Origin of the sequence: Allobacillus sp. SKP2-8 (genome assembly GCF_007559355.1) — a bacterium.
GTDB classification, from domain to species: Bacteria; Bacillota; Bacilli; order Bacillales; family Alkalibacillaceae; genus Allobacillus; species Allobacillus halotolerans.
Window position 1 is genome coordinate 561,268 of the sequence record NZ_VMHF01000001.1, and the last position, 12,311, is coordinate 573,578.

Here is a 12,311-nt window from a genome sequence, read left to right on the forward strand (position 1 = left end):
TCCTAGGGAGGCTTCATTATGGGTCACCCAGCATTGCACCATTGAAGCCACATCCCTACGCTAGTGCTAACTAACAGGTTCAAAGGGTTTAGAGCATCGCACTCAATCTCAGCCAACTCATTGGCTCCCCCTGTGGTCTTGTCGATTCACTTTTTTTGTTACTTTAATTATAACTGACAATAGATATAACTTCAAGGTGGTCTGACCAACCACGTTGCTTTCTTGGGAAAATTCAACAAACGATGTATACTTAAGATAGAGAGTATATCGTTATTCAAGATATTAATGAAAATATTTATTTTTAGTGCGCTTGATGACAATATAAAGGAGATGGGCGTATGTCTTTAAAATCAAAAATTTATAAATTCCTTCGCATTTGGAATGATGTCGATGCTGTTAGAAAAGGACGTGTAGGAAAACGGGTCGGTAGGCGTGTTGCAGGTAAAGGTTCTGGGAAATTGCTGAGGAAACTATTTAAATAGGGAGCGAATAGAATGTTTCAATGTAAACATTGTGGCTATGAATATACCTATAAAGAAGCTTTGGGGATGGCTTCCAGTACAGGTGTTGGAAAACGATGCCCACATTGTGCAAAAACAAATTATTTCACGGCAAGGAGTAGAAAAAAAGGAATGTTTTATGCATTTATCAGTGCCTTTGTCGTTTCTATTTTGGGTTTTTTTGACGTACCTCTAACAATAGCCATCCCTCTTTTATTCGCTTTTCTCATTGGTTACTACTTAGCCATGCCCTTTTTGTTTGAACTTAGCGATCATGAAGAACCCTTGTGGTGATGAATGGAGGATTGCTCAGTGAATAAATCCATTATTCTATTCGATGGCGTTTGTAACCTTTGTAACGGAGCCGTCCAATTTTTAATCAACCGGGATTCACAGGACCAATTCCGTTTTGCTTCATTACAAAGTGATTTAGGCAGAAAAGTGATGCAGCAATTAAACAATAAAAATATAGATAGCATTGTTCTTATTGAATCAGGTCGAATCTATACAACATCTACCGCAGCCCTCCGCATTGCGAAACATCTCCCTGCACCTTGGAATTATTTGTATCTGTTAAGACTTTTACCACGACCGCTTCGTGATCAAGCCTATACATGTATCGCCCACCATCGTTATCAATGGTTCGGACGTCAAGATACATGTATGCTACCAACTCCCGAAAACGAACGGAAATTCTTAATGAAATCAAATTAAAAAGCAGTTCAAGAGAGGACTCATTCCCTTCGTTGAACTGCTTTTTTCGTCAATTAATCAAACTGTCTATTCATTCACCTCTGCAGTAAGAAGCTCTTCCGGCAATGCTTGAAATGCTTGCTCTAAATCAGCTATTAGATCTTCTGGGTCTTCAATACCTGCTGAATACCTGATCAAGCCCTCCGGAATGCCCATCGCTGCACGCTCTTCTGGCGTACATTCAACATGGCTTGTTACTCGTGGAGGTCCGATAATAGTTTGCACACACCCTAGACTTGCTGCCCGTTTCGCTAACTTTAACTTCGGCAAAAATTTATTCATCGTCTCAACGCCACCTCGGACGTTAAAGCTTAGCATTCCACCAAAGCCTTTCATCTGTTTCTTTGCGATCTCATGGCCGACATGATCTTCCAAGCCAGGATAAAACACATCGGTTACCCATTCGGATGTTTTTAAATACTCTGCAACTTTCATTGCGTTTTCATTTTGTTTACGAATGCGCAAATGCAATGTTTTCATTCCGCGCAATAATAAATAAGCTGCATGAGGATTTATTGTCGCCCCATTAATTTCACGGTAGTGATAAATCTTATCGACTAATTCTTTGCTGCCTGCGACGACTCCACCCATTGCATCTGAATGTCCACCTAAATATTTCGTTGCACTATGAAGAACGATATCCGCACCGAGCTCTAATGGATTTTGATTAATAGGTGATGCGAATGTTCCATCCACGACAACCAGTGCATCGACTTCATGACCTGCTTTCGCCATGCGTTCAATATCGATGATTTTCAGTGTCGGATTTGTCGGCGATTCTAAATAAACAAGATCGCAGCCTTTCGCAATTTCCGCTTCCATCTCTTCATGATCCGCAGTTTCGCAAAACGTAATGTCTACACCCATATTTGGGAGAAATTCTGTAAAAATTTTATTTGTTCCACCATACGTATCTTTAATAGTAACGACTCGATCTCCAGGACGTAGAAATGTATATAGCGTATTTGAAATTGCTGCCATACCTGAAGCAAAAGCAGTGGCTGCCTCAGCATTTTCCAAGTCTTTTACTTTATCCTCAAATGCTTGATTTGTAGGATTTGTGTTCCGGCCATAAATATGACCCTCTCGTTGCCCAGTTGCAATTTCATACCACTCATTCATATCATCGTAACCAAAAGAAACACTATTTACGATGGGCACCTGTGTCGCACCAAAGGCTAACTGATCCTTTTCCCCTGACCATGAGGCTTTCGTTCCTGGTTTGAATGTTGTCATATAATCTCCTCCTTAATTAATATCTATATTCATTCATTGCTAACTTAACTAATAATTCCTTTTGTATCATCAGGAAAATGAAAAGGTATTTTTTGAATAAGTCCTCGTTGGTAATTCGTCAGCAGTTCAACACCGTTTTCAGTCACACGGAAGGATTCACTCGTCTCGATACCATCTTGATCGAACCATAATCCAGGTATAAAATGAAATGTCATATTTGGCTCCAAGACTGTCCGATCACCTTTACGAATACTTGCAGTATGCTCGCCCCAATCTGGCGGATAATTTAATCCAATTGAATAACCTAAACGAGATTCTTTCTCAATCCCATATTTCCGTGTTGACTCAATCCAAGCTTCTTCCAGCTCTTCAAGATAGGCTCCTGGTTTCACTTTTTGTAAAACACTCTCTATACCTTCCTGTACAATTTCATCAAGTCTCTTTAGGCGATCAGTTGGATTACCGAGAAATACCGTTCTTGCCAATGGAGTATGGTAGCGCTTATGACAACCAGCAAGTTCAATAATGACGGCATTGCCTTCCTCAAAATAATCATCGCACCAAGTTAAATGAGGTGCCGATGTCTTATCTCCTGTGGGCAGCATCGGTACGATCGATGGATAATCCCCACCAAACTCTTCTCTCCCTTTAACCAATTCATAGTAAATTGTCGCTGCTGCATCACATTCTCTTGATCCTGTGTGAATTGCGTTGATACCTGCTTGCATGGCTTGCTCTGCCAGCATCCCCGCTCGTCGCATCAACTCAATCTCTTGGTCGGATTTAATGATACGAACCCAATTCACCATAGAGGTGCAGTCTCTAAATGTTGCGTTTGGCAAATGCTCAAGTAATGTCGTATAACATTTTGCTGAAAAATAATATTGATCCATCTCTACACCAATCACGCGCTTTTCTTGTTTTAACTGAGTTAAAAGCTTTGCAATGTACTGCATTGGATGAAATTGATGTGAATTCACGAAATAATCCGGATAAGAAACAATATTTTCATCATGCATCCAGGTCGTACGTTTCGCACCATTAGCATCCATATACCGACCAATCCATATTGGTTGTGGTTCGTCGATTATAACGATTAGCATTTGATGCACATAAAAGGACCATGCATCATAACCTGTTAAATAATTCATATTCGCCGGGTCTGTCACCAACAAAACTTCTATACCTTCTTTTTCCATTTGATGTTTTGTTTTCTTTAATCTTCTCAGGTACTCTCCTACTTCGAACGTCAACACGGTCTTTTCCTCCCTTCTAAATGAAAGCGCTTTATATTTAGAATATTTAAATAATAACTCTTATTCTATTGTATTACCGCCCAGGTGGTTTTGGTAACATACAATTTGTATGAAATTTCATTCATGGACTCATACACTTTGTTTACTTGCTAAGTAGGTGTCCAAAAGAAAACCCGTACGGAGTTAAATCTACTCCGTACGGGTCAGTCATTTTTTCATATTATGTGTCCGTTGTACTCCTTACCTACGCTTCATTCCATTCTCCATTTTTTAGTTGCCATAATCGGATACTCATCTCCAATAAAAATGAATCATCAGAATCAACGAGTGTCAGACCCGTCAAACTTTCAATTCTCCGTAATCGGTATAATAATGTTTGACGATGTAAAAACAATGCCCTGGCTGTCTGACTAACGTTTCCTTTGAATGTTTGATAAGTCATGAAAGTGTGAATTAAATCTGATTGCTTTTTTCGATCGTATTCCAACAATGGACGAATGGTATCATTCACAATATTTATTAATGCATCCGTCCCTTCTATACTTAATAGTAGTCGGTTCAACTTCGTTTCCTCGAAAAACGTTCTGCCACCAAAGGTCGTTTGCTCTACATGCAGATCGAGTGCTGTTCGGGCTTCTTGATAACTTTTATAAAAAGATTGCAAACCTTGATTGTGAATACCAATACCCCATGCAAACGTAATCCCTGCCAACTGATCATGTAAGCGTCTTTCAATCATATCCAAAAAATGGCTGACAGTCTTTTGGTGACCTCCTTCATCAATTTCCAGAAAGATAACGACCTCACCTTCTTCAAACGATGACATCGTCCTTCGATTTAATTGCTGTTCTGCATACGTTATTTCTTTTTGTATATAGTAATTCAAACTATGCAAAGAAGAATGACCAGGTTGATCCTTCTCTTCACGCCAAGATGTTTCCGAAAAGCCTGTTGTAAAATCACCAACAATACAGGCATACCGTAAAGAGAGATCATAACCCAGCAAATCACCCTTTGATAAAATTTTCGCATCCATACGCTCTATTTCCTTGGCCAACTGCATCACAAAATTATCTTTCAATCGAATTTCTGTCATTTCAATGGCATTTTCCGTTAAAAAGTATAATGCACATGCCGTTAAGCCATGCTCCAACGCATGCATGACAAACCAATCTAGCTCATCCGGACTTTTAGGCATAAATAATAAATACCCTTGTTTTTTATGATTTGAAAAGATCGTCAATTCGTAGCATGTTTGGTTACCGACTGTATATTGGTTAATATGTTGGTAAAGTGGGTGGTCGCTTGATGGTACAATTGGTGATTCCATTAACTGAACCGGAAGATCATTAAACTGATTGATGGCATCGATGATTTCTTGATCAAAATCATAATTGGCCCGTACCTGCTTCTCTTCATCACTGATGGCGACAGGGATATTGATTTCTTTATATAGTATTTTCATTAATGCTTCCAACGAACTATTATTGAGCACTTGATCCATCAATTTAATTCGTAGAGCCTCTGTTTTTTCTCTTCTTTTTTCATTGTGCTCATTAATGACTTGCAAGGATTCCTGGACAATGTCGGAAAAGGTGGATTTCCAGTTCAACAACAGAAGAATAAATTGATTTTCATTAGCCAAGTCAATGATTCTTTGAGGTAAAGTCTCCGTCCAATTATCACTCGCAACCGCCAAGGCCGTCGCACCGGACTGGATGATATCGCTTACAAATTGATCACTTAAATCAGCATCTTGCCTGAAGTTCGTTGCCGATGATAAAACAAGTTCATGCTTACGGATAAAGTTCTGAACCGGTAACTCAACGATGGAAACCCATTCAACTTTTTTTGTCTCCAACAAAGATTCACCAGTTATGACGTGAACGTCTTGTAAAGAAGGAATATTCATTAATTCTGATAGCCTGAGTCCCATTTTCCTCACCCACTTTAGATTCCTTTTCTATCCTTCATTATATAAAAGGAATCTGTTGACAGTCAATTTAGAAAATTAGGACTTTATGATAGGTCAAGCTACCTGTGCTTATTTAGCAATGAATAATTGTGTCCAATAAGTCCCCATTTCTCCACCTTCTTCATAACCGACACCAATGTGGGTTACATTCTCATCTAAAATGTTCTTTCGGTGCCCCTCACTTTTCATCCAACCATTCACGACGTCTTCTGGATCAAAAAATCCTGCCGCTATATTTTCAGCCGCCACTTTGTATTCGATCTCAAATTCATCTAACATGTCAAAAGGTGAACCATATGTTGGGGATTCGTGGCTAAAATAATTGAGTTCAGCCATGTCTGCTGACTTTTCTTGAGCGACGTCCTGTAACTCCTTGTCGATTTCCAAAGCCGGCAATCCATTCACTTCTCTTTCACGATTCGTTAACTCAACAACTTCTTCCAGCAAATCGTCTAGCTGTGATGGCGTTTTAATGGAATCTCCATCTCGCTTTTCAGGTGAACCGATCCCTGGGCGTGGGTCAATTTCTGATTCAAATCCACGTCGATTCCTTTCATTCGGACGTTCACGTTCCTTTGTTCCTAATGGATAATCCGGATTCTGGATCGAATTTGGATCACCATCATTTGCCCACCGACTTGTTCGTGGTCTCTCTTGGTCACCATCTCCATCGAAACTCACCGGGTCTGGTTCAAATTGAAAATCAATACTTTCTTCTTCTTGGCCGCAACCGACACAAAAAAGAATAATTGCAAATAAAATTACCGATAACTTTTTCACTGATATACTCCCTCCTTTAGGTGACATTAGTTTTTGTGTTCGCAAAAAAAATATGCCCCTGAATTGTGTCGGGCATATTATTCGTTCGGAAGTATAATGCGTTCCTATAAGACTTTTCGGATTTATTTTTTCGTCACTCGGGGGTATAGAGCGCTTCTATAAGACTTTTCGGATTCATTTTCTCGTCGCTCGGGGGTATAGAGCGCTTCTATAAGACTTTTCGGATTTATTTTTTCGTCGCTCGGGGGTATAGAGCGCTTCTATAAGACTTTTCGGATTTATTTTTTCGTCGCTCGGGGGTATAGAGCGCTTCTATAGGGCTTTCCGGATTTATTTTTTCGTCGCTCGGGGGTATAGAGCATCCCTATAAGACTTTTCGGATTCATTTTCTGGTCGTTCGAGGGTATAGAGCACTGCTATAAGACTTTTCAGCTTTATTTTCTGGTCGCTCGGGGGTATAGAGCACTTCTATAGGACTTTTCGGATTCATTTTCTGGTCGTTCGAGGGTATAGACATATTCAGGGTTTTTGTTATCTTAAAAATTCAAAAAACCGCACAGCATAAAAATATGCCGTGCGGTCGCATTATTAGCTATACATATTAACCTTTATAATCATTCAACATATAATAATAATGGGCCAAAGTCTCCATACCTTTATCGAAATTCTCAAGGTTTAAGTGCTCATTTGGCGCATGTAAATTCTCATCTGGTAAACCAAAGCCCATTAACACAACGGGTACGTTCAAAATCTCGTCCAACTCAGCTACGATCGGAATGGATCCACCACCACGAATGTAAGCCGTCTCAGCTTGATAAACTTTCTCATAAGCCTTTGCAGCCATCTGAATAACTGGATGATCGAATGGTGTGACGTATGGTTTTCCTTTATCAAATGGCTTAATGTCAACACTAACACCTTTTGGCTTATGTTTTTCAACGTGATTGGTCAGTAACTCAACGATCTCATCTGGATCTTGATCAGGAACTAAACGGCAGGTCACTTTAGCTGTGGCTTTATTCGGTAAAACCGTTTTGATACCTTCACCTTGGAAGCCACCATAGATTCCATTGACCTCAAGCGTTGGTCGAACCGATGTCCGCTCGACATAGCTATACCCTTCTTCTCCATCTAACTCAGAAACATTCAATTCATTTTTTAATTTTTCTTCATCAAATGGTACGGATGCAAGGGCATCTCGTTCTTCTTGCGATAATTCCGGAATTCGGTCATAAAAGCCATCGACTTGGATTCGATTATTTTCATCTCGGAAGCTGTCAACAATTTTTACTAGCGCGTGAATTGGGTTGACAACACCTCCACCATATTCACCTGAGTGCAAGTCACTTTTCGCTCCTGTGACATCGATTTGAATACCGGCAAGACCTCTTAAGCCATACGTAATTGTCGGTTTACCTCTTTCAACAAGTGCGGAGTCAGATACAACAATTAAATCCGCTTCGAGCAAATCTTTTTTCTCTTGGGCAAATTTCGGTAGGTTTGGACTGCCGACTTCTTCTTCACCTTCAATCAGTACTTTAAAATTCACAGGGGATTCGTCGGATGATTTCAAGATTGCCTCCATGACTTTCAGATGCATGAATACTTGTCCTTTGTCATCTGTAGCACCACGCGCATAAATTTTATCATCACGAATGGTTGCATCAAATGGTTCAGAATCCCATAATTCTACAGGGTCGACAGGTTGAACATCATAATGGCCATACACGAGTACGGTTGGTGCGTTCTCATTGCTTATGTACTCACCATAAACAACCGGATGACCTTCAGTAGACATAATTTCAGCATGACCAAAGTCGATGTTTTCTAATTCATTCTTCACCCATTCTGCTGCTTTTTTGACATCTTCATTATGAGATGACAAAGCACTAATACTCTGGATGGATAAAAATTCTTTTAGTTCACTTAAATGTTTTTCACGATGCTTCTTTAAATATTCAATTACTTCATTTTGCATAAAAAAACCTCCTCTAATTTCTATTATAAAGAAAACTGATATAATTTACACGAGAACAGCAAAGAATTCTTTTAGTGGATAAGTTAGTACAGCTGCTTATTTCAAAAGTAGCAATTTTTCAAGTTATCATCTTTATGTTATATAACCTTCATGAAAAGGTATGAATAGAGTATAGTTTTTGATTGCTTAAAGGTGGAACAGACGATGAAACTGCAGACGAAAAATCGATTCAAGCAATTTTTCCTCATAGTAATAGGTATTGCTGTGGTTTTTATTGCATTAAATTACTTACCCGTAAAACCAATTGATCAGCACCCTTTTTTTGATAACGAACAGGATGCTCCACTCGTTATTGCACACCGTGCAGGAGATCAAATCGCACCCGGCAACACAATGACTGCGATTAAAATGTCTTCTGAAATGGGTGTCGATATGATTGAAGTCGATTTGCACATTACAAAAGATGGGCAAATTGTGCTTGCACATGACCCAACAGTAGACAGAACGACTGATGGCACAGGTTACGTTTCAGATTATACATTAGATGAATTTTTAGCATTGGATGCTGGGTTTCACTTTCAAAATACAGAAGGAGAGTATGCATTCAAAGGCATCGGTGTTTATAAACCGACGTTACGTGAAGTCTTTGATCGCTACCCGGATATGAATTACATGCTAGAAGTCAAACACACGAACCCGGCAGATGTCCATCAAGAAATCGTTGAAGAGTTATGGGCAATTATCGAAGAGTATGAGATGCATGATCAAGTGATGGTATCATCATTCAACCAGAAAATCATCAATCGATTTGATGCGTTGGCGGATGGGCAAATTGCACTTGGAACAGGACGGGAAGTCGTATTTAATTTTACGATCGCTCATAAATTCTTCTTACGTAATTTATTTCAACCGACTGGAGATGTGATCCAACTTCCACGAGCAAATAAATACTTTAATTTTTTCACAAAAGAAATGATGGAAGGGGCAAAAAGGCTTGGAATGGACATTCATTACTGGACCATCAATGACGAATTGACGATGCGGCAAATGGTTGATGCGGGTGTTGATGGAATCATCACGGACCGGCCGGATTTGTTAATTGAAATTTTGGAAGAAAAGGGATTGCGCTAACTCCCTGAGAGGACGAATAGAATAACATACAAAAACCCCAGATTGAAAAATAATTTTCCTCAATCTGGGGTTTGTTTATTCTACACTTATTTTATGATTAACTCAATTTCACCATTTACTTTAACATCTTTACCAACTAGTACGCCACCTGTTTCAAGTGCTGCGTTCCAGCTCAATCCATAAGCCTCACGGTTGATCGTACCAGTGAAGTCGAAACCGGCAATCGTATTCCCTTGCATTGGTTCTTTTCCTTGACCATTGAAGTTTACAGTGAACGTTTCTTCGTTAGTAACACCTTTCATCGTAACGTCACCAGTAAGCTCATACGTATCTCCACTTACTTTTTTCAAGGATTTACTTACAAATTTAATCGTTGGATACGTCTCTGCATCAAAGAAATCTGCTGATTTTAAATGTTCATCACGATCTTCCTGACTCGTATCAATCGATGCTGTTTGAATTACCGCTTCAATACGTAAGTTTTCTAAGTCGTTAAGATCACCATCAACTTGAATATCAAAGTCTTTGAATTCACCTTTCGCTTTTGAAACCATCATATGTTTCACCTGAAAGTTAATGGAACTATGTGGTTGGTCTAATATAATATTTGACATATTAATTCCTCCTAAAAATTATTTAATTACTTTATGTAAGTAAGTATACTTTAGACATCTGATTGCGTCAAGTAAGTAAACTTTGTTTATTTTTTTACTTATATTTTGTATACTATAGGAAAGAGGTGATTTACATGGCAGATTCAGCCGTATGCGATAAAGTTGAAAAAGCATTAACATTGATGGGGAAACGTTGGGTCACATTAATCATTTATCAACTCCTCGAGAGTCCAAAACGTTTTTGCGAATTCGAATCCTCGATCGGCATCAGCGGTAGGGTATTATCTGAACGATTGAAAGAACTAGAAAAAGAAGGTATCGTTCAGCGCAAAGTTTATGACGAAACACCTGTACGTGTTGAATATACGTTGACAGATAAAGGAAAAGCAATGGAACCAGTCATTCGTTGCACACAAGAGTGGGCAGAAGAATGGTTATAAGTTTTATTAAAACAGCCAGTTGAATATAGCTTGGCTGTTTTTTTGTTCTTCATTTAAAGAGAATTAGTTATTGTGCATTAACCAATCATTTTCACATCCTTTTTCTTTTAAAGATTAGTCTTGGAAATAATTTTTAATATTAAAAAAGCCTTATGCAATAAAATCACATAAGGCTTAGCTTCATTCATTCTATTTTGGAAGGTCATCCTTCTCATCTTGCTTACCCCACCACTCAATATTCTTCAATCCTTTAATTCGAGAATAATGGAATTGTGGGTCGATTCCTTCTTTTTTCTGATCGATATAATCTTGTAAAATTCGAAAAGCTATTCTTCCTAGGAATAAAATAGCGATTAAGTTTACAACTGCCATTAATGCCATGAACAAATCGGCCATATTCCAAACGATTTGAACTGATGCCAAAGAACCAAACATAATCATCGCTAAAACGATTACACGATAAATATTTAAAAACACCGGGCTGTTTTTCAAAAACGCGATATTCGTTTCACCATAATAATAGTTCCCGACTAATGAACTAAAGGCAAAGAAAAAGATAATAATCGCCAAGAAAATGGACCCAAATGCTCCAATATGGGCATCAAGCGCAACTTGTGTCAATTGAATGCCATCTTCTGAAGCTCCATAAAAATTATCGTAAAGGATAACGATAAAAGCTGTGAAACTACAAATGACAATTGTATCAAAAAATACAGCTAAAGATTGAACGAGACCTTGTTTTGCTGGGTGACTGACACCAACTGTCGCAGCTGCGTTAGGTGCACTACCCATACCGGCTTCGTTGGAGAATAGACCTCTACGGATTCCATACATAATTGCTGCTCCGGCACCGCCACCAAATGCTTGTTCCATACCGAATGCATCTTTGAAAATCAGTGAGAATACGGCAGGTACTTCTGTGATGTTCGTGACAACTACATACAAAGCGACAATCATATAAATCAAAGCCATGATTGGAACAATTGCTCCTGCAACGGTTGCAATCCGTTTAATTCCACCAAAAATCACTAAGCTAGCCAAACCAACAAGAACAATCCCTGTCCATATTGGATCAATATTAAATGCCTGATCAACAGCTTGCGATATCGTATTTGCTTGAACTGAGTTAAAGATTAATCCAAACGTAATAATAATCAACACTGAGAATAAGACACCCATCCATTTCTGGCCAAGTGCCATTTGCATATAATATGCTGGTCCTCCACGAAAACCATCTTTATCGGGAATTTTATACGCTTGTGCCAGCGTACTTTCAATGAATGCTGTTGCCATACCGACTAACGCAACCATCCACATCCAAAAAACAGCACCAGGACCCCCGATGGCAACTGCTAGTGCAACACCCGCCAGGTTTCCGGTTCCGACCCGTGAAGCGATCGTAATACTGAAAGCTTGGAACGCATTAATTCCTCGTCGGCCACTTTGTTCAACAGCCTCTTCAGTGATGACTTTAAACATATTGCCGAACAAGCGGAATTGGACAAATTTACTCCCTAATGTGAAGTAAATGCCAGCTCCAATAAGTAAGTAAACTAAAATATAATCCCAAAAAATAGTGTTTCCATAGCTGACAATGTCATTAAGTACATTTTCTACTGCATTCAAATCATATTCTCCTTTCTAAGCA

Annotated in this window: 12 protein-coding genes and 1 riboswitch; of the genes, 5 read left to right on the top strand and 7 right to left on the bottom strand. The window is 39.0% G+C overall.

Annotated elements, in window-relative coordinates:
* Positions 1-35: 35 nt before the first annotated feature.
* Positions 36-141: riboswitch (TPP riboswitch) on the bottom strand.
* Between the two features lie 197 nt (positions 142-338).
* Genes FPQ10_RS12910 through FPQ10_RS02865 form a run of 3 tightly spaced genes read left to right on the top strand, consistent with a single transcriptional unit; the run spans position 339 to position 1,214 of the window.
* The gene (locus tag FPQ10_RS12910) at positions 339-482 is read left to right on the top strand and encodes a hypothetical protein (RefSeq protein WP_186278509.1); all 144 of its coding nucleotides are present in this window, start codon (positions 339-341) and stop codon (positions 480-482) included.
* A 12-nt stretch (positions 483-494) separates the two neighbouring features.
* Positions 495-794 carry a TIGR04104 family putative zinc finger protein gene (locus FPQ10_RS02860; protein WP_144159917.1) on the top strand — a complete coding sequence of 100 codons (300 nt, stop codon included), beginning with the start codon at positions 495-497 and terminating at the stop codon, positions 792-794.
* Between the two features lie 18 nt (positions 795-812).
* Positions 813-1,214, top strand: coding sequence for a thiol-disulfide oxidoreductase DCC family protein (locus FPQ10_RS02865; RefSeq protein ID WP_255439638.1), 402 nt, complete (start codon positions 813-815; stop codon positions 1,212-1,214).
* 66 nt (positions 1,215-1,280) lie between these two features.
* Here the strand turns inward: FPQ10_RS02865 and FPQ10_RS02870 are convergent, their stop codons facing one another.
* The 5 genes from FPQ10_RS02870 to FPQ10_RS02890 all read right to left on the bottom strand — a co-directional run bounded on the left by FPQ10_RS02870 (position 1,281) and on the right by FPQ10_RS02890 (position 8,478).
* A complete protein-coding gene (locus FPQ10_RS02870; RefSeq protein WP_144159923.1) occupies positions 1,281-2,489 on the bottom strand; it encodes a cystathionine gamma-synthase family protein in 1,209 nt (402 codons plus the stop codon).
* 44 nt (positions 2,490-2,533) lie between these two features.
* Positions 2,534-3,742: a M24 family metallopeptidase gene (locus FPQ10_RS02875; RefSeq protein ID WP_144160202.1), complete on the bottom strand. Its 1,209-nt coding sequence runs from the start codon at positions 3,740-3,742 to the stop codon at positions 2,534-2,536.
* 247 nt (positions 3,743-3,989) lie between these two features.
* Positions 3,990-5,681 carry a PucR family transcriptional regulator gene (locus tag FPQ10_RS02880; RefSeq protein WP_144159926.1) on the bottom strand — a complete coding sequence of 564 codons (1,692 nt, stop codon included), beginning with the start codon at positions 5,679-5,681 and terminating at the stop codon, positions 3,990-3,992.
* A 108-nt stretch (positions 5,682-5,789) separates the two neighbouring features.
* Positions 5,790-6,500 carry a CAP domain-containing protein gene (locus FPQ10_RS02885; protein ID WP_255439639.1) on the bottom strand — a complete coding sequence of 237 codons (711 nt, stop codon included), beginning with the start codon at positions 6,498-6,500 and terminating at the stop codon, positions 5,790-5,792.
* Between the two features lie 601 nt (positions 6,501-7,101).
* Positions 7,102-8,478, bottom strand: a complete 1,377-nt coding sequence (locus FPQ10_RS02890) for a dipeptidase (RefSeq protein ID WP_144159929.1) — start codon at positions 8,476-8,478, stop codon at positions 7,102-7,104.
* Positions 8,479-8,682: 204 nt separating this feature from the next.
* Here FPQ10_RS02890 and FPQ10_RS02895 point away from each other — a divergent pair, with 204 nt between their 5' ends.
* Positions 8,683-9,609 carry a glycerophosphodiester phosphodiesterase family protein gene (locus tag FPQ10_RS02895; RefSeq protein ID WP_144159932.1) on the top strand — a complete coding sequence of 309 codons (927 nt, stop codon included), beginning with the start codon at positions 8,683-8,685 and terminating at the stop codon, positions 9,607-9,609.
* Between the two features lie 86 nt (positions 9,610-9,695).
* Here FPQ10_RS02895 and FPQ10_RS02900 read toward each other — a convergent pair whose 3' ends face one another.
* Complete coding sequence (locus tag FPQ10_RS02900; RefSeq protein ID WP_144159935.1) at positions 9,696-10,223, bottom strand: YceI family protein; 528 nt, start codon at positions 10,221-10,223, stop codon at positions 9,696-9,698.
* 134 nt (positions 10,224-10,357) lie between these two features.
* Here FPQ10_RS02900 and FPQ10_RS02905 point away from each other — a divergent pair, with 134 nt between their 5' ends.
* Entirely contained in the window at positions 10,358-10,663 is a 306-nt protein-coding gene (locus FPQ10_RS02905; RefSeq protein ID WP_144088640.1) for a winged helix-turn-helix transcriptional regulator, read from the top strand.
* 189 nt (positions 10,664-10,852) lie between these two features.
* Here FPQ10_RS02905 and FPQ10_RS02910 read toward each other — a convergent pair whose 3' ends face one another.
* On the bottom strand, positions 10,853-12,289 hold the full coding sequence (locus FPQ10_RS02910) for an alanine/glycine:cation symporter family protein (protein WP_144159938.1): 1,437 nt from the start codon (positions 12,287-12,289) through the stop codon (positions 10,853-10,855).
* Positions 12,290-12,311: the final 22 nt, after the last annotated feature.